At 66.2% G+C, this 17,030-nt stretch carries 16 protein-coding genes; 12 read left to right on the top strand and 4 right to left on the bottom strand.

Annotation, left to right across the window (positions count from 1 at the left end; translation table 11 throughout):
* Nucleotides 1-30 precede the first annotated feature (30 nt).
* The gene (locus ACQY4V_RS06270) at nt 31-570 is read left to right on the top strand and encodes a pseudouridine synthase (protein ID WP_428516005.1); all 540 of its coding nucleotides are present in this window, start codon (nt 31-33) and stop codon (nt 568-570) included.
* Nucleotides 571-643: 73 nt separating this feature from the next.
* Here the strand turns inward: ACQY4V_RS06270 and ACQY4V_RS06265 are convergent, their stop codons facing one another.
* On the bottom strand, nt 644-1,738 hold the full coding sequence (locus ACQY4V_RS06265) for a histidine kinase dimerization/phosphoacceptor domain -containing protein (RefSeq protein ID WP_428516004.1): 1,095 nt from the start codon (nt 1,736-1,738) through the stop codon (nt 644-646).
* Between the two features lie 159 nt (nt 1,739-1,897).
* Nucleotides 1,898-3,439, bottom strand: coding sequence for a divergent polysaccharide deacetylase family protein (locus ACQY4V_RS06260; protein WP_428516003.1), 1,542 nt, complete (start codon nt 3,437-3,439; stop codon nt 1,898-1,900).
* Between the two features lie 136 nt (nt 3,440-3,575).
* Between ACQY4V_RS06260 and ACQY4V_RS06255 the strand changes: the two genes are divergently transcribed.
* The 7 genes from ACQY4V_RS06255 to lexA all read left to right on the top strand — a co-directional run bounded on the left by ACQY4V_RS06255 (nt 3,576) and on the right by lexA (nt 9,326).
* Complete coding sequence (locus ACQY4V_RS06255) at nt 3,576-4,157, top strand: anthranilate synthase component II (RefSeq protein ID WP_428516002.1); 582 nt, start codon at nt 3,576-3,578, stop codon at nt 4,155-4,157.
* Nucleotides 4,154-5,176, top strand: coding sequence for an anthranilate phosphoribosyltransferase (gene trpD, locus ACQY4V_RS06250; protein WP_428516001.1), 1,023 nt, complete (start codon nt 4,154-4,156; stop codon nt 5,174-5,176). Before ACQY4V_RS06255 ends, trpD begins: the two co-directional genes overlap by 4 nt.
* Nucleotides 5,173-5,985, top strand: a complete 813-nt coding sequence (trpC, locus tag ACQY4V_RS06245) for an indole-3-glycerol phosphate synthase TrpC (RefSeq protein ID WP_420555637.1) — start codon at nt 5,173-5,175, stop codon at nt 5,983-5,985. Before trpD ends, trpC begins: the two co-directional genes overlap by 4 nt.
* On the top strand, nt 5,985-6,461 hold the full coding sequence (gene moaC / locus ACQY4V_RS06240) for a cyclic pyranopterin monophosphate synthase MoaC (protein WP_428516000.1): 477 nt from the start codon (nt 5,985-5,987) through the stop codon (nt 6,459-6,461). Before trpC ends, moaC begins: the two co-directional genes overlap by 1 nt.
* Before the next feature lie 53 nt (nt 6,462-6,514).
* On the top strand, nt 6,515-7,363 hold the full coding sequence (locus ACQY4V_RS06235) for a GIY-YIG nuclease family protein (protein ID WP_428515999.1): 849 nt from the start codon (nt 6,515-6,517) through the stop codon (nt 7,361-7,363).
* Complete coding sequence (locus ACQY4V_RS06230; protein ID WP_428515998.1) at nt 7,360-8,532, top strand: molybdopterin molybdotransferase MoeA; 1,173 nt, start codon at nt 7,360-7,362, stop codon at nt 8,530-8,532. The genes ACQY4V_RS06235 and ACQY4V_RS06230 overlap by 4 nt, the downstream gene beginning before the upstream one ends.
* An 83-nt stretch (nt 8,533-8,615) precedes the next feature.
* The gene (lexA, locus tag ACQY4V_RS06225) at nt 8,616-9,326 is read left to right on the top strand and encodes a transcriptional repressor LexA (protein WP_428515997.1); all 711 of its coding nucleotides are present in this window, start codon (nt 8,616-8,618) and stop codon (nt 9,324-9,326) included.
* On the opposite strand, the gene ACQY4V_RS06220 is transcribed toward lexA, so the two are convergent.
* On the bottom strand, nt 9,320-11,338 hold the full coding sequence (locus ACQY4V_RS06220) for a ComEC/Rec2 family competence protein (protein WP_428515996.1): 2,019 nt from the start codon (nt 11,336-11,338) through the stop codon (nt 9,320-9,322). The genes lexA and ACQY4V_RS06220 overlap by 7 nt on opposite strands.
* Before the next feature lie 85 nt (nt 11,339-11,423).
* On the opposite strand from ACQY4V_RS06220, the gene gltX reads away from it, so the two are divergent.
* From gltX to ACQY4V_RS06200, 4 genes are all read left to right on the top strand, one after another.
* Nucleotides 11,424-12,833 carry a glutamate--tRNA ligase gene (gene gltX, locus ACQY4V_RS06215; RefSeq protein ID WP_428515995.1) on the top strand — a complete coding sequence of 470 codons (1,410 nt, stop codon included), beginning with the start codon at nt 11,424-11,426 and terminating at the stop codon, nt 12,831-12,833.
* 72 nt (nt 12,834-12,905) lie between these two features.
* Nucleotides 12,906-14,201, top strand: a complete 1,296-nt coding sequence (gene gltA / locus ACQY4V_RS06210; RefSeq protein WP_152492226.1) for a citrate synthase — start codon at nt 12,906-12,908, stop codon at nt 14,199-14,201.
* 171 nt (nt 14,202-14,372) lie between these two features.
* Nucleotides 14,373-15,125 carry a calcium-binding protein gene (locus ACQY4V_RS06205; RefSeq protein WP_428515994.1) on the top strand — a complete coding sequence of 251 codons (753 nt, stop codon included), beginning with the start codon at nt 14,373-14,375 and terminating at the stop codon, nt 15,123-15,125.
* A 188-nt stretch (nt 15,126-15,313) separates the two neighbouring features.
* The gene (locus ACQY4V_RS06200; protein WP_428515993.1) at nt 15,314-16,246 is read left to right on the top strand and encodes a calcium-binding protein; all 933 of its coding nucleotides are present in this window, start codon (nt 15,314-15,316) and stop codon (nt 16,244-16,246) included.
* On the opposite strand, the gene ACQY4V_RS06195 is transcribed toward ACQY4V_RS06200, so the two are convergent.
* Nucleotides 16,247-17,026 (bottom strand): enoyl-CoA hydratase-related protein, encoded by a 780-nt coding sequence (locus ACQY4V_RS06195; protein WP_428515992.1) that lies wholly within the window; start codon nt 17,024-17,026, stop codon nt 16,247-16,249. It abuts the gene before it with no gap.
* Nucleotides 17,027-17,030: the final 4 nt, after the last annotated feature.

Genomic DNA, 17,030 nt, shown 5'->3' with positions numbered 1-17,030 from the left:
GGCGGCTGACGCGTACCCCCACCGCCCCCCATGCTGATCCTCTTCAACAAACCCATGGGCGTCCTGTCGCAGTTCACCGACAAGGGCACCGCGGGCAGCCCGCGCCCGACGCTTTCGGACTTCATCGACATCCCCGGCGTCTACCCCGCCGGGCGGCTGGACCGCGACAGCGAGGGGCTCTTGCTGCTGACCGATGACGGCAAGCTGCAGGCGCGCCTGTCGAACCCGAAATTCAAGACGGAAAAGACCTATCTTGTGCAGGTCGAGGGGGAACCCGACGCCGCAGCCCTCGATGCGCTGGCACGCGGCGTGACGCTCAAGGATGGCCCCACCCGGCCCTCGAAGCTGCGCCGCATCGACCCTCCTGACCTCTGGCCGCGCGACCCGCCGGTCCGGTTCCGCAAATCCGTGCCCGACTGCTGGCTGGAGATCACCATATCAGAAGGCCGCAACCGGCAGGTCCGCCGCATGACGGCGCATGTCGGCCACCCCACCCTGCGGCTGGTGCGCTGGCGGGTGGGCGATTGCACGCTGGAGGGGCTCGATCCCGGCACGTGGCGCGAGGCCTGACCCGGGCGGTCTTGTCCGCACAGTCGCCGGTCACTCCACGATCCATCGCCGCGTCGCGCCGATCCGGTCCGCTCTACGCCGCCTCGGGTGTGAAGGTCAGCGTTGCCACGACACCATGCGCACCGTTCCGCAAGTCCAGGTCCGTGCCGAGCTCCAGGCAGATCACCTCGGCGATCTTCATTCCCAGACCGGCGGACTCGATCCCGTGGTCGGGCGGAAGGCCCACGCCGGTATCCGAACAGGTCAGCTGGACCTGCCCGTCCGGTTCGAGATCCAGCTCGACCGTCACGCTGCCCGTATGCCCGTCTCGAAAGCCGTGCTTGAAGGAATTCGCGACGAATTCGTTCACGAAGGTCCCCACGGCCACGGCCTGCTGCGCCGGGACCGAGACCGGCGTCGTCGTCACATCGAGCGTGACCCCGTCAGGCGCCAGCCCCTCCAGCTGCGCGCAGACGCTGGTCAGGAAGGCGCCCAGTTCTACCACGCCATGGTCGTCGGACTGGTACAGCATCTCGTGCAACTGTGTGAGCGCGTCGATCCGGGTCTTGACCATCGACAGGGCCAGCTTCGCGTCGTCCGACGCAAAGGCCCTGGATTGAAGATTGGTGAAGGATGACAGCGATTGCAGCGAGTTCTTGACCCTGTGATCCACCTCGCGGCGCAGGATATCGGCCGACCGCAGCGCCTTGCGCATCTCAAGCAGGGTCACGACCTGCCGCGCCAGAACGCGCAGGGTGTCACGCTGCAACGCGGTCAATTCCCGGGGCTCATAGTCCAGCACGCACAAGGTACCCAGCGGCAGGCCCTCCTGCGTGGTCAGCAGCGCCCCGGCATAAAAGCGCAGGCCGGGCTCGCCGCAGCACAGCGGGTTGTCCTGCATCCTTGGATCTTCCAGCGTGTCCCGGATCTCGGCAAACTCGTCTTGCAGGATCACATGCGCACAGATCGAAGTGGCCAGAGGCGTCTCGCGCACCCCAAGCCCGGTTTCCGCCTTGAACCATTGCCGTTCGGCATCGATGAAATTGACCACCGAGATCGCCGTGCCGCAGGTCGCAGCGGCCAGCTTCACGATCTCGTCGAACTCCTGCTCGGGATCCGTGTCGAGGATCTCGAAGTCGCGCAGCGCGGCAAGTCTGCGCTGTTGGAGCGGATGGTGAAGGGCTTGCATGGAAAATGACTGTCCTGAACTGTGGTCAACTGGGCAATGGCGCTGCCGGGTCTGCTGCGCCGCGTATCGTGGAATGTCCGTTTTGTGAAGATTCTTACGACATTCCCCGGGCGCGGCGCAACCAGGCGCGCGTGCACCGTCGCGTCAATCAGGGTTGGCCTACTCTGCCGTCAGCACCGCCGAGACCGGCGCCAGCGCCACGCTGGCCGCCCGGTCCTGCAACCCCCAAAGCAACAGCGCGCTGATCGTGTCGGGGCGCAGGCGGCCCACCATGATCACGCCGCCCTCCTCCTGGCCCGCGCGAAACGCCGCCTGGTCCAGGAACCGGCGCACCGCGCTGGCGCTCTGGCCGTTGGAATCGAAGTCCCGGAACACGGTGGCCGAGGGCACACCCTGGCGCGCGATCAGCTTTTGCACCGTGTTCAGCCCGTTGGGGAACATCACCAGGCCATGACCGCTGTCTTGCAGGATCGGCGCCAGTTGCTCGGCCGCCTCGCGGCTGGATTGCAGGCCGGTGCCCGTGCCCTCGAAGACGGCGACCGCCTCGGGGACGGCCTCGAGGTAGATGCTCATGGACGTCTCGGCATCGCTGGCGGAGGCATTCTGCGGCAGGTCGACCATGACCAGCACCTCCATCCCCGCAGCGCGATACTTGGCGGCGGTTTCGGCGGCGTTGGCATCCGACGCATCCACCGCAAAGCTGAGCGGATAGGGGAAATCGGCCAATGCAGCCGGGCCGATCGGGCTGGTGCCGTCGTCGATCAGGATAATCGACATCAGCGGCTTGTTCTCGGGGTTCTCGAACTCCGTCGCGTAGCGTTCCAGTCGCGGCAGGTCTTCTGGCGTCGCGCCCTCGGCGGTCTCTGCCTCTGTCTCCGCCGCTTCGGCGGGCGCCGGGTCGGGCGCGGGCTCGTCGATGGCCGTCGGCAGGCGGTTGGTGGTCACGCCATCGGCCAAGTCCCCGATGGTGCCGGTCGCGGCCTCCTCGCTTGCCGTGTCCACGCCTTCGGCACCTGCCTCGCCCTCGGGCGCGGTCGTGTCCGCGGCCGCATCGCCCTCCGAGGCCTCTGGCGGGGTGTCTTCCGCCGCCTCCTGCGGCTCGGACAGCTCGGCGTCGGCCTGCGCCTCGGGCGCGGTCTCGCCGTCCGCCGCGGGGGCCGCATCGCTTTCGCCCGCCGGGACATCCGCGCCGTCGTCCTCCGTCTCGGGAAAGGCCGCGCTTTCGGTCTCCGGCTCCGGCATCGCGGGCTGCGCCGGCTCGGTGGAAATCGACAGGTCGTCCTCCCCCGTCGGCGCCTCGGGGGCCTGGGCCTGCGGATTGGGCAGCACCGGCTGTTCCGAGCCGACATCGACACCGCTCTCGCCCTCGGGCGAGTCCGGCATGTTCAGGCCCGTCTCGGGCGCGCCGGTTTCGGGCTGGCCCGACGAGGTGGTGTCGGCCCCTTCCAGCGAGCTGAGATCATCGGGATCGGGTGCGGTCACCTGCGGCACCGCGTCGGGCGTCTGCGTGTCCTGCAGCTTGGGCAAGGACACCGCGTCATCCTCCCGCGACTGGTCGAATTCCGAGCCCGCGGGCACTTCCACTTCGGTCGCCTCGGGTGGCGCATCGCCTGGCAGGTCGCTCAAAACCGAAAGCCCGCCCAGGAGAAGCCCCGACACCGCCGTTCCCGTCACCAATCCGGCAAGATATCCGCGTAACACTGCTTTTGCCCTCATATTTCTTTCTTAACAGTTTTGCGCCTCTTGACCCTGCCGCGCAACCCTGAGCATCTATATCGCGATTGAAAGCCCGGGTCATAGGCCCGAAAAGACACGGCGCAGACGGGAAATTGGCGACATGTTGCTGCTCATCGATAACTACGACAGTTTCACCTACAACCTCGTGCAATACGTGGGCGAGCTGGGTGCGGACGTGAAAGTGCACCGCAACGACGCCCTGAACGTGCAGGAAGCGATGGCGATGAAGCCCGCTGGCATCCTGCTGTCCCCCGGCCCCGGCACGCCGTCCCAGGCGGGCATCTGCAAGGCGCTGGTCGAGGCCGCGGCGGATACCGAAACGCCCCTGCTGGGCGTCTGCCTTGGCCACCAAGCCATCGGCGAGGTCTTTGGCGGCACGGTCACGCGCCACTCGGACATCGTGCATGGCAAGATGGGCACGATGCATCACACCGCCTCCGGCGTCTTCGCCGGACTGCCCACGCCGTTCGAGGCGACACGCTATCACTCGCTCGTCGTGGCGCGCGAGACCTGCCCCGATGTGCTCGATATCACGGCGGAACTCGAGGACGGCACGATCATGGGACTGCAACACAAGTCGCTGCCCATCCACGGCGTGCAGTTCCACCCCGAATCGATCCGCTCGGAGCACGGGCACGCGTTGCTGAAGAATTTCCTCGACGTGATGAAGGTGCCCGCGTGAGTGACAGCCTGAAGCCCCTGATCGCCGCCGCCGCCGACCGCCCGCTCAGCCGCGCAGAGGCCGAGGCGGCCTTTACCACGCTTTTCGAGGGCGAGGCGACGCCGGCGCAGATGGGCGGCTTCCTGATGGCCCTGCGCACGCGCGGCGAGACGGTGGACGAATACGCCGCCGCCGCTGCCGTGATGCGCGCCAAGTGCCACAAGGTGAAGGCCCCGAAGGGCGCGATGGACATCGTCGGCACCGGGGGCGACGGCAAGGGCACCCTGAACATCTCGACCGCCACCGCCTTTGTCGTGGCCGGTGCGGGCGTGCCGGTGGCCAAGCACGGCAACCGCAACCTCAGTTCCAAATCCGGCGCGGCCGATGCGCTCACGCAGATGGGCGTCAACGTGATGGTCGGCCCGGATGTGGTTGAAAAGGCTTTGGAAAAGGCCGGCATCGCCTTCATGATGGCGCCCATGCATCATCCGGCCATGGCCCATGTCGGCCCCGTCCGCGCCGAGCTTGGCACGCGCACGATCTTCAACATCCTCGGCCCGCTCACCAACCCCGCGGGCGTCAAACGCCAGCTGACCGGCGCCTTCAGCGCGGCGCTCATCCGCCCCATGGCCGAAACCCTGGGCCAGCTCGGGGCCGAACGCGCCTGGCTGGTCCATGGCGGCGACGGCACCGACGAGCTTAGCATTTCCGCCCCCAGCCAGGTGGCGGCGCTGGAAGAGGACGGCACCATCCGCGAGGCGGAAGTCCACCCCGAGGATGCCGGCCTGCCCGTGCACCCGTTCGAGGATATCCTGGGCGGCACGCCCGAGGAAAACGGCCGCGCATTCCGCGCGCTTCTGGACGGCGCGCAAGGCGCCTATCGCGACGCCGTGCTGCTGAACGCCGCCGCAGCCCTTGTGGTGGCGGGCCACGCGGAGGACCTCAGACAAGGCGTCGAGCAGGCCCGCGAAAGCATCGACAGCGGCGCCGCCCGCGCCCGGATCGAGACACTTGCCAAAATCACATCGGAGGCCGCATGAGCACGCCGTCCATCCTTGAAAAGATCAAGGCCTACAAGCTGGAGGAAATCGCCGCGGCCAAGGCCGACAAACCTCTGGAAACACTGGAGAACGAAGCCGCGAACGCCCCGCCCGTGCGCCCTTTCGGCAATGCACTCCTGCAGGCCAGCAAGACCGGCTTCGGCCTGATTGCCGAGATCAAGAAGGCCAGCCCGTCCAAGGGCCTCATCCGCGAAGATTTCGACCCCGCCGCGCTCGCCGCCGCCTATGCCGAGGGCGGCGCCACCTGCCTGTCGGTCCTGACCGACACGCCCAGCTTCCAGGGCGCGCCAGAATATCTGGTGCAGGCCCGCGAGGCCTGCGATCTGCCGGTGCTGCGCAAGGATTTCCTTTACGATCCCTACCAGGTGGTCGAGGCCCGCGCCTGGGGTGCGGACTGCATCCTGATCATCATGGCCTCGGTCAGCGACTCGCAGGCCATCGAACTGGAGGAGGCCGCCATCGCACACGGCATGGATTCGCTGATCGAGGTGCACAACGAGGAAGAGCTGGAGCGCACGAACCTGCTGAAATCCAACCTTCTGGGCATCAACAACCGCGATCTCAACACGTTCGAGACCTCGCTCGACACCACCAAGCGCCTGGCCCGGCTGGCCCCCATCGAGCACCTTCTGATCTCGGAAAGCGGGTTCTACACCAATGACGATCTGGCGGAAATGGCACGCTACGGCACGCGCTGCTTCCTCATCGGCGAAAGCCTGATGCGGCAAGAGGACGTCACCGCCGCCACCCGCGATATCCTGTCCGGCTCCGCGCCGGCGGCGCATTGATGGCGGGGCTCACGCATTTCGACGGCAAGGGCGACGCCCACATGGTCGACGTCTCGGACAAGGACGTGACGTCGCGCATCGCCGCGGCCGAGGCCCATGTCAAGATGGCCCGCGAAACCTTTGATATCATTACCGAAGGCCGCGCGAAGAAGGGCGATGTCCTGTCCGTCGCACGGCTCGCCGGCATCATGGGTGCCAAGCGCACGTCAGAGCTTATCCCGCTCTGTCATCCGCTGCCCATCGCCAAGGTCGCGGTGGATCTCGTGCCCGATCCCGACCTGCCCGGCATCCGCATCACCGCCACCGTCAAGACCACCGGCCAGACCGGCGTCGAGATGGAGGCGCTGACCGCGGCCAGCACCGCTGCGCTGACGGTCTATGACATGGCCAAGGCCGTGGACCGCGCGATGGAAATCGGCGGGTTGCGCGTGGTGCTGAAAGACGGCGGAAAATCAGGTCGTTACGAGGCGAAATGAATACCCCCGGAAGATCACTTGAGCTCTTCTTCATAGATGGGAATCCTGAAGGAATGCTCACCGCTGAGGTGTTCAATTGGACCGGGCACGTCCTACGCATTCCGAGAACGCGAATTAAGGAAGGCTTGGCGCGACCTGAAGCTGGGCACACCGGTGTTTATGTCCTCATCGGCATGCGCGATGGTAAGCCACTGGCGTATATTGGCGAAGCCGAAAGCATGCGGGACCGGCTAAGGAACCACGTTGCCGAGAAAGACTGGTGGGAACAGGCAGTTCTGATTTCGACCAGTTCAGACGCGCTGCACAAAGCTCATATCAAATATTTGGAAAGCAGGCTGGTTGGTATCGCCAAGAAGGTAGCTGCCACGGAACTCGAAAACGGAAACGTACCTCCACAGAGTAGCCTCTCAGAGGCAGCGATGGCGAACATGGAGAGCTTTTTGGACACGTTGACGATGGTCCTGCCAGCTATCCGTGTTGATATGTTCATCGACAAGGCGCGACCGAAGGCGTCGTCTCAAGATTCAGAATTTGCTATTGAAGCGCCCACGTTCGAGATTTCGAGCGATCGAACGGGTGTGCATGCAAGAGCCCAATTCACCGATGGTGAAGTGACGGTTTTGTCAGGTTCCGTCATTCGCGACTCTTGGATCGGTATAGGCTCTTGGGATAAGGGATATCGCGACCTTCGCGAGCAACTTCTTTCAAATGGCGTTGTCGCTGTTCGAGATGGACGAACGGTTTTTGATAAAGATTACGCTTTCTCAAGTCCTTCCGCTGCGGCAGCGGTGGTTCTCGGGCGTGCTTCAAACGGCCGAACAGAGTGGAAGCTTGTGGGAAGCAACAAAACCTATGCTGACTGGGAAAATTCAGAGGTTCTGGAAGGCGAGCAAAACCAATGATCACCGTCGACGAGGCTCTTGCCCACCTCTTCTCGCTCGTCTCCCCCTTGGAGCCGGAAGCCGTTCCGCTGCGCGAGGCGCATGGACGCGTGCTGGCGCAGGATGCCGAGGCGCGGCGCGACCAGCCGCCGTTCGACGCCTCCTCGATGGACGGCTACGCCCTGAAGGCGTCCGAGGCCGCCCCCGGCGTCAGCTTCGACGTCATCGGCGAATCCGCCGCTGGACATGGCTTTGACGGAACCGTCGGCGCGCATCAGGCCGTGCGCATCTTCACCGGCGCGCCGGTGCCAAAAGGCGCGGACAAGGTCGTGATCCAGGAGGACGTCACCCGCGACGGCGACCGCATCACGCTTGGTGACAGGCTCGAGGACAAGCCGAACATTCGCCCCCGCGGCGACGACTTCCGTATCGGCGACCGGATCGAGGCGCCCCGCCTGCTGTCGCCCGAGGACGTGGCGCTGCTGGCGTCGAAGAACGTGGCCGAGGTCACCGTCACCCGCAAACCCAAGGTCGCGCTCATCGCCACCGGCGACGAGCTGGTCATGCCCGGCGAAAACCCCGGCCCCGACCAGATCATCGCGTCCAATTCCTTCGGCCTCTGCGCCCTGCTCGACACTCTGGGCGCCGAGCCCCGCATGCTGCCCATCGCCGGCGACACGCGCGAGGCGCTGGAAACCGCCTTCGACCTCGCCAAAGGCGCCGACCTGGTGGTCACCATCGGCGGCGCGTCGGTGGGCGACCATGACCTCGTCGGCGCTGTGGCGGGCGATCTTGGCATGGAGCGGTCGTTCTACAAGGTCAGGATGCGCCCCGGTAAACCCCTCATGGCCGGTCGCATGGGCGAGGCCGCCATGCTGGGCCTGCCCGGCAACCCGGTCTCGGCCATGGTCTGCGGGCACATTTTCATGGCCCCGATGATCCGCGCGATGCAGGGACTTGGCGCGCACCCTGCCCCGCGCCTTTCGGCCAGGCTCGCCACCGCAATGGGCCCCGGCGGCCCGCGCGAACATTACATGCGCGCCCAGGTCGAGAATGGCAGCATCCTGCCCGAACGCAGCCAGGACAGCGGCATGCTCTCGGTCATGGCCCGCGCCAACGCGCTGCTGATCCGGCCCGCCGACGATGCCCCCCGGGCGCAGGGCGACCGGGTCGATTACGTGCCGATCTGACCGCATTTCCACAGACCCGTTGACACAAAACAAGAACATGCGTAGAACAAATGTAAACGCATGGACCGTGGAGGCGTGAGAAAATGCTGACCAAGAAGCAGCTCGATCTGCTGGAATTCATTCACAAGCGGGTGCAGCGCGACGGTGTGCCGCCCAGCTTCGACGAGATGAAGGATGCGCTGGACCTGCGCTCGAAATCCGGCATTCATCGCCTGATCACGGCCCTGGAGGAACGCGGCTTCATCCGCCGGCTTGCCCACCGTGCGCGGGCGCTGGAAATCATCAAGCTGCCCGAAAGCATGGGCGGAGACATGATCGGCGGCAGCGGCGGCTTCACCCCCCGCGTGATAGACGGCGACCGCCCCGAGGCCGCGCAGCCGGCCAACGCACGCTCGGTCGAGCCGGTGCATGCCCTGGAACTGCCCGTCATGGGCCGCATCGCCGCCGGTGTCCCGATCGAGGCGATCGCCCATGCCAGCCACAACGTGGCCGTCCCCGGCGACATGATCGCCGGGCCGGGCCAGCATTATGCTCTCGAGGTCAAGGGCGACTCGATGATCGAGGCGGGCATCAACGACGGCGACGTGGTGGTAATCCGCGAGACGTCGACGGCGGATAACGGCGATATCGTCGTGGCGCTGGTCGATGACCAGGAAGCGACGCTGAAGAAATTCTATCGCCGCGGCAACGCCATAGCCTTGGAAGCCGCGAACCCCGCCTACGAGACCCGCGTCCTGCCCGAGGACCAGGTCAAGGTGCAGGGCCGCCTTGTGGGTCTGATCCGCACCTATTGACGTCTATCGGACCGCCGCCTGCGATCCGTGTTCCAAAGCCGCGCGCCGGTCATGGCATGCAGGCCGTCATCCTCGCGCCATATCGCCAAGGCGCCCGTGTTCTTCAGCGTTCCGGGATGGATCGCGCGGCAGGGCAGCCCGGCCTGCGGCACGTTGTTGAACACCACCCAGTCCTTGGGTGCACAGTCGGTGAATTCTTCCGCCGCCCGCTTGCCCCGGACGGCGGTAATGGGCCAGTCCGTGCCGCCGGCGACCCTGGCCCAGCGGGCAAAGGCGCCCTCCTGATCCTCCGGATCACCGTCATTCTCAAGCCAGTTCATCGCCACGAAGCTTGACGCGCGGCCTGTGGACAGCGCCCGCCCCTCGGGCGTCATCACCCCCACAAGGCTGCCAGTGTCGGAAACAAGGATATCGGGCCGCTCCGCCTCGGCCCACAGCACGAAAGCCGCCGCCACCGGCAAGACGCCCGCAAACCGCGCCCGCCCCTGCCACAGCACGACGAAAAGCGCCCCCAGCGACAGAAGAGGCAGCACCCATGGCCCCGGCCGCACCACCGTGCCCCGCGCGCCGTCCAGCTCCGAGACCCAATGCGCCACGCCCAGGATCCACTCCAGCGCGGGCTGCATCACGGCGAGCGCCAGCCCTTCCAGCCCCAAGGCCATCAAGAGGCCCGCCAGCACCGCCATCGGCATCACCAGCACGCCCATCAGCGGCACGCTCAGCAGGTTCGCCACCAGCCCGTAATGCGCGATCTGGTTGAAATGCGCGGCGGCAATCGGCGCTGTCGCCAGCCCGGCCACGAAGGAGGACATCACCACGGCCCAGACCGGCCGCATCCATTTCGGCCCCACGCGCCAGTCCCGGTCGCGCAAGGCGCCGAAGACCGCCACCAGCGCCGTGGTGGCGGCAAAGGACATCTGGAAACCCGGCCCCATCAGCGCCTCCGGTCGCAGCACCAGGATGATGCAGGCCGCCAGCGCCACCGCCCGCAGGCTCAGCGCCCGCCTGTCCGCCAGCACCGCCAGCAGCATCACCGCCACCATCACGAACGCCCGCTCGGTCGCCACGTTGCCGCCCGACAGCGCCAGGTACCCCGCCGCCGCCAGCAACGCCCCCACCGCCGCGATCTTCTTGGTGGGCAGGCGCAGCCCCCAGCCCGGTACGGCGGCCATCCCCAGCCGCAGCGCGCCAAAGACGAACCCCGCCAGCAGCCCCATATGCAGGCCGGAAATCGCCAGCAGATGCGCCAGGTTCGACACGCGCAAGGCCGTCAGCGTCTCCTGCCCCATGCCCGAGCGGTCCCCTGTCATGATCGCCGCTGCAAACGCCCCGGCCTCGCCCGGCATCTGCGTCTGAATGCGGTGCGACAAAGCCATGCGCGTCTTGAACAGGATCTGCCCGCCCGCCGCCGGTTCCAGCAGCAGGACAGGTGTACGCGTGTAGCCCACCGCGCCCAGACCCTTGAACCACGCGTGCCGCTGGAAATCGAAGCCCCCCGGCTCTACCGGGCCGGCGGGTGGCGACAGGTGCGCAGTAAGGATCAGCGTCTCGCCCGGTTGCGGATCGGCCCCCTCCGCCGCGCCGTGAAACGACACCCGCACGCGCCCAGGCGTCCGCTCGGGGTCCATGTAGCGCAGCACCACGCGGTCCAGCGTCACCCGCAGCGCGTCAGAGCCCGAGCGGTCGATATCCGCCACGCGCCCCTCCACGGGGCCGTAATAGCGCCAGCCCAACTTGGCATCCGCCACGCCATGCGCCCGGGCCGCGGCGATGCAGAGACCGAGCGCCACCAGCGCCAAGGCCCAGATCATTGGCGCCAGCCCCACGCCGACATAGCGCAGCAGCGCAAGCGCCATGCCGACGCCTCCGGCCAATGCGGCGTACACCCACAGCGGCGGCTCGGACTTCAGCCCGAAATAGAGCGCAATCCCGCAGGCCAGCATCACCGGCACCCACCCGAACAGGTGCCCGCGCTGATCCAGCCAGGCGGCGACGGCACGATGCCAAGGCACCAAGGCTTGTCTCCCTTTTCATGGGCCGATAGACAGGCACCGTAACGATACGTCCCCCATGCTTACCGAAAGGTTAACCGGCCCCATGTCGCAGCCAGTCGTCACCCGTTTTGCCCCTTCGCCGACCGGCTACCTGCACATCGGCGGGGCGCGCACGGCGCTCTTCAACTGGCTGTTCGCGCGGCACCACGGCGGCTCATTCCTTCTGCGGATCGAAGATACCGACCGTGCCCGCTCGACCCCCGAGGCGACGCAGGCGATCCTGGACGGGCTGGCGTGGCTCGGCCTCGACCATGACGGCGAGACGGTCAGCCAGGCCGCCCGCGCCGACCGCCACGCCGAGGTGGCCAACGAACTGCTGTCCAGGGGCCAGGCCTACAAGTGCTTCGCCACGCAAGAGGAAATCCAGGCTTTCCGCGATGAGGCCAAGGCCGAGGGCCGCTCGACCCTCTACCGCAGCCCGTGGCGCGACGCCGATCCCGCGACGCACCCCGACGCGCCCTATGTCATCCGCATCAAGGCCCCGCTCGAAGGCACGACCACCATTGCCGACAAGGTGCAGGGCGACGTCACCATCCGCAACGATCAGCTGGACGACATGGTCCTGCTGCGCTCGGACGGCACGCCGGTCTACATGCTGGCAGTGGCGGTGGACGACCACGACATGGGTGTCACCCACGTCATCCGCGGCGACGACCACCTCAACAACGCCGCCCGCCAGATGCTGATCTACACCGCCATGGGCTGGCCCCTGCCGGTCTACGCCCACATCCCGCTGATCCACGGCCCCGACGGCAAGAAGATGAGCAAGCGCCACGGAGCGCTCGGCGTCGACGAGTACCAGAAGCAGGGGTACCCGGCGGCGGGCATGCGCAACTACCTCGCCCGCCTGGGATGGAGCCACGGCGACGACGAGTTCTTCACCGACGACCAGGCGAAGGCATGGTTCGATCTCGACGGGATCGGCAAATCCCCGGCCCGGTTCGACTTCAAGAAACTGGACAATCTCTGCGGCCAGCACATCGCCGCCAGCGACGATGCTGCGCTGCTGCATGAACTGAACGGTTTCCTTGACGCGACGGCATCCGATCCGCTGCCCGATGCGAAACAGGCGCTGCTTCTGGACGGCATGTATTGCCTCAAAGAGCGCGCGAAGACCTTCCCTGAACTTCTTGATAAAGCGGAATTTATTCTGGCGGATCGACCGATCGAACCGGACGCGAAGGCCGCCGCGCAGCTGGACGCAGTATCCCGTGGTATACTGAACGAATTGACGCCGCACTTGCAAAATGCTAACTGGTCGCGCAACGATCTGGAAGAGGCTGCGAACGCGTTTGCCGCCTCCAAGGATATCAAGTTCGGCAAGCTGGCCGGCCCCATGCGGGCCGCGCTGGCCGGTCGGGCGGCAACACCGAGCGTGTTTGACATGATGCTGGTCCTGGGCCGGGAGGAATCCCTCGCCCGACTGAACGATGCTGCCTCGAAGAGTGTTTAACACTCTTGAAAGGTGCACTGGATTAAGCAGCCAAGACGCGCCGCGCGTCACGGCTTGACGAGGGAGACCCTGATGGCAGACAGTACCAAATCCGCGAAACTGACGATCGGCGACAAGGAATACGAACTTCCGGTCTATTCCCCCACCGCCGGCCCGGACGTGATCGACATCCGCAAGCTCTACGCGCAGGCGGGCGTCTTCACCTATGACCCCGGCTTCACCTCGACCGCAAGTTGCGACAGCACGATCACCTATATCGACGGCGGCAAGGGCGAGCTTCTGCACCGCGGCTACCCGATCGACCAGCTGGCCGAAAAATCGCATTACCTCGAGGTCTGCTACCTGCTGCTCTACGGCGAGCTGCCCTCCGCGGCCCAGCTGGAAGATTTCGAGAACCGTGTGACCAACCACACCATGCTGCACGAACAGATGCACTTCCTGTTCCGCGGCTACCGTCGGGATGCGCACCCGATGGCCATCATGGTGGGCGTGGTGGGCGCGCTTTCCGCCTTCTACCACGACAGCACCGACATCTCGGACCCGTGGCAGCGCGAGGTCGCGACGATCCGCCTGATCGCCAAGATGCCGACCATCGCCTCGATGGCCTACAAGTACACGTTGGGCCAGCCCTTCGTCTATCCGCGCAACGACGTGGACTATGCGTCGAACTTCCTGCGCATGTGCTTTGCCGTCCCGGCCGAGGATTACGAGGTCAACCCGATCCTTTCCCGCGCCATGGACCGCATCTTTACCCTGCATGCCGACCACGAGCAGAACGCCTCGACCTCCACGGTCCGGCTGGCCTCGTCGTCGGGCGCCAACCCCTTCGCCTGCGTCGCGGCGGGCATCGCCTGTCTCTGGGGGCCGGCCCATGGCGGCGCCAACCAGGCCTGCCTGGAGATGCTGCAGGAAATCGGCACGCCCGACCGCATCCCGGAATTCATCGCGCGGGCCAAGGACAAGGACGATCCGTTCCGCCTGATGGGCTTTGGCCACCGCGTCTACAAGAACTTCGATCCGCGCGCCAAGGTGATGAAACAGTCCGCCGACGAGGTGCTCGACCTCCTGGGGATCGAGAACAACCCGACGCTGCAAGTCGCCAAGGAGCTTGAGAAACAGGCGCTGGAAGATTCCTACTTCACCGAGAAGAAGCTCTTCCCGAACGTCGATTTCTACTCGGGCATCATCCTCGAGGCGATGGGCTTCCCGACCTCGATGTTCACGCCGATCTTCGCGCTCAGCCGCACGGTGGGCTGGATTTCGCAGTGGAAGGAAATGATCGGCGATCCGCAACTGAAAATCGGCCGCCCGCGCCAGCTCTACAAGGGCGAGACGCTGCGCGATTACGTGGACATGGAAAACCGCTGAGCGCGACCTTCCTGCCATTCTGAAACGCCCCGCCAGCGCGGGGCGTTTTCTTTTGTGCCCGCAGGATGGCTAAAATTGTAGCCAAGTGATGTGCGGCGGCCGGTCGCGCATTTACCGGCGGTTCAGTCTCCTGCGCCATGATGCCCGCAACCGGGCAACTTGGGGCGCATCATGGCGATACTCGGCATCCTTATACTGATCGGCGGCGCAATGGCCGGCCTCGTGGGGCTGGGCGGGCTGGACCTGCCCGAACTCGATGCGGACAACACAACCGAAGACTCCGCCGAGGCCGAGGCGCAGGCCGCCGCGCGCAGCGATCTGCTGCTGGGCGGCGACGGCGCCGACCTTCTGACGGGGGGCACCGGCGGCGATTGGGTCATCGGCCTCGATGGCGACGACACGCTGACCGGCGGCGCTGGCGGCGATGTCATCATTCCCGGCACGGGGCAGGACGCGATTGCCGCCGGCGACGGCCACGATTTCGTCGAGGCGGCCAATGTCGTGGACGAGGCTGCCTTGCGCAGTTCCGCCGCGGGGGCCGACGATATCTTCGACATCGCGTTCGCCTACGACCTGCCGGCCGCGTCCGATGCCGGCGACCTGGTCGATCTCGGCGCGGGCGACGATACCGTGGTGGCAGGCTCCGACGACACCATCGCCGGCGGTCCGGGCCGCGACGAGTTTGCCTTGGGCGACTGGATCGCCGGCGGCGCCCCGGTCGAGATAGCGGATTTCGACGCGGCGGAGGATATCATCACCTTCGTCTACGACCGGGACGGAGACGCCCCGGAACTGTCGGTCGCGCGAAACGAGACGACGGGCGTCACCACCATCATGGCCGACGGCCGCTCGATCGCCGTCCTGCGCGACACCAGCCCGCACTTCTCGCTGCGCAATGTCGCCATCGGCCGCTACACGGCCTGAGCTTTCCGTGGTCCCGCCCGAAAATCAACGCTTCTTCCAAATCGAAAGAATTGTTTCGCAAGTGGCGACGATGCACCGGGGAAATGCCTCGAAAATCCATGAATCCGGCCCGAAATCGACGAATGTTCACGACGGGCCGCCTATCGAAGAGTATTCTGCAAACATGTGAGTCTCTTGGGAAATCCTTCATGCTTGGTATAGTTCTGCTCAGTCTGCTGGGCATCGGTGCGACGGCTGCCCTGGCCATCGACCTCTTCGACGATAATGACGACAATGCCCGTGCCCCTGACACGCCGGGCGAGGAAGAACCCGAAACCGGCGGACCCGGCCCGTTGCCCGAAGAGCCGGAAACCGGCGGCCCCGATCCCCTTCCGACCGACACGATCAATCCGGTCACCGGCACGGCAGGCGCGGACTCGATCACCGGAACGGATGCCGTCGACTTCATCGACGCCGAAGACGGCGACGATGTGGTGCGCGGCGGCGCCGAAGGCGACGTCATCGATGCCGGCGATGGCGACGACCGGGTGTTCGGCGAAGACGGCCAGGACGTGATCGCGGGCAATGCCGGCAACGACTTCCTGCGCGGCGGCGCCGACGAGGATATCCTGGCGGACAGTGACGGGGCCGACACCTTGCGCGGGGATACCGGCGACGACCTGATCCTGTCCACCGGCCTTACGGATCAGACCGCCTTTATCGACGCGACCCGCACCGTGGCGCGCGATTTCGCCAATGGCGACGCGGCGTCGCTCGACGACCTGCCGGGCCTCGACCTGACCCGGGATGACGACACCGAAGGCGACGAGGTCGATGGTGGCGCAGGAAACGATGTGATGATCTTCGGTCAGAACGACACTGTCACCGGCGGCGAAGGCGCCGACCTTTTCATCGGCGGCAGCCCCCTGCTGGCCGGCAATCCGGCCACGATCACGGATTTCGAGGTGAACGAGGAACTGCTCGTGCTGACCTACGATGGCGGCGATCCGCCGGACCTCAGCCTGACGGATTTCGGCGGCAACGCGGTGCTCAACCTCGACGGCGCACCTGCAGTGATCCTGCCCGGGCTGGGAAGCGCATTCCAGCTCAGCGACGTGGAACTGATCGAGGTCTCGGCCTGATCAGCGCCCCTCGTATTCCGGCTTGCGCTTGTCCAGGAAGGCGGTCACACCTTCCTGGAAATCGCGCGTCCGCCCGCATTCACCCTGCAGCTGCGCCTCGAGGTCCAGCTGCTTGTCGAACCCGTTTTCCCAACTGCCGCGCACCGCGCGCTTGATCCCGCCATAGGCCGCCGTCGGCCCCTTGGCCAGGTGCGCCGCCTGCGCCTGCCAGTGCAGGTCAAAGGCGTCGTCCTCGACCGCCTCCCAGATCAGGCCCCAGGCATCCGCCTGCCGCGCCGAGATCGGCTCGGCGAAGAGCGCCGCACCCATCGCCTTGGCCGCCCCCACCTGGCGCGGCATCCAGTAGGTACCGCCCGCGTCCGGAATGAGGCCGATCCGCGCGAAGGCCTGCAGGAAATAGGCGCTCTCGGTGGCGATCACCACGTCGAAGGCCAGCGCCAGGTTCGCCCCTGCCCCCGCCGCCGGGCCGTTCACCGCCGCGATGGTGGGCACAGGGCAGTCCGAAATCATCCGCAGCATCGGCTCGTACTCGTCGCGCAGCACGCGCTCCACGTCCAGCGCCGCCGCCGTGCCGTTGTCCGACAGGTCCTGCCCCGAGCAGAACGCCTTGCCGTTGCCGGTCAGCACCAGCACCCGCGCCTCGCGGCCCGCGCGCCCGACCGCGTCGGTGATCTCGGCCCGCATCTGGGTGTTGAGCGCGTTCATCTTGTCGGCGCGGTTCATCCGCAGCACGGCGATGTCGTCGCTCAGGTCGTAGGTCAGGGTCTGATAGGTCGTCATCGGG

The sequence above is a fragment of the Roseovarius sp. genome (genome assembly GCF_965277045.1).
Classification (GTDB): domain Bacteria; phylum Pseudomonadota; class Alphaproteobacteria; order Rhodobacterales; family Rhodobacteraceae; genus Roseovarius.
This window is presented reverse-complemented; position numbering and strand designations above follow the sequence as displayed.

Bases quoted from the DNA above. Each gene is read 5' to 3' on its own strand.
- ACQY4V_RS06255 (WP_428516002.1), top strand. From the start codon at position 3,576: ATGTTGCTGCTCATCGATAACTACGACAGTTTCACCTACAACCTCGTG.
- ACQY4V_RS06195 (WP_428515992.1), bottom strand. From the start codon at position 17,026: ATGACGACCTATCAGACCCTGACCTACGACCTGAGCGACGACATCGCC.
- ACQY4V_RS06270 (WP_428516005.1), top strand. From the start codon at position 31: ATGCTGATCCTCTTCAACAAACCCATGGGCGTCCTGTCGCAGTTCACC.
- gltX (WP_428515995.1), top strand. From the start codon at position 11,424: ATGTCGCAGCCAGTCGTCACCCGTTTTGCCCCTTCGCCGACCGGCTAC.
- ACQY4V_RS06230 (WP_428515998.1), top strand. From the start codon at position 7,360: ATGATCACCGTCGACGAGGCTCTTGCCCACCTCTTCTCGCTCGTCTCC.
- ACQY4V_RS06265 (WP_428516004.1), bottom strand. From the start codon at position 1,738: ATGCAAGCCCTTCACCATCCGCTCCAACAGCGCAGACTTGCCGCGCTG.
- ACQY4V_RS06205 (WP_428515994.1), top strand. From the start codon at position 14,373: ATGGCGATACTCGGCATCCTTATACTGATCGGCGGCGCAATGGCCGGC.
- moaC (WP_428516000.1), top strand. From the start codon at position 5,985: ATGGCGGGGCTCACGCATTTCGACGGCAAGGGCGACGCCCACATGGTC.
- lexA (WP_428515997.1), top strand. From the start codon at position 8,616: ATGCTGACCAAGAAGCAGCTCGATCTGCTGGAATTCATTCACAAGCGG.
- trpC (WP_420555637.1), top strand. From the start codon at position 5,173: ATGAGCACGCCGTCCATCCTTGAAAAGATCAAGGCCTACAAGCTGGAG.
- ACQY4V_RS06235 (WP_428515999.1), top strand. From the start codon at position 6,515: ATGCTCACCGCTGAGGTGTTCAATTGGACCGGGCACGTCCTACGCATT.
- ACQY4V_RS06200 (WP_428515993.1), top strand. From the start codon at position 15,314: ATGCTTGGTATAGTTCTGCTCAGTCTGCTGGGCATCGGTGCGACGGCT.
- gltA (WP_152492226.1), top strand. From the start codon at position 12,906: ATGGCAGACAGTACCAAATCCGCGAAACTGACGATCGGCGACAAGGAA.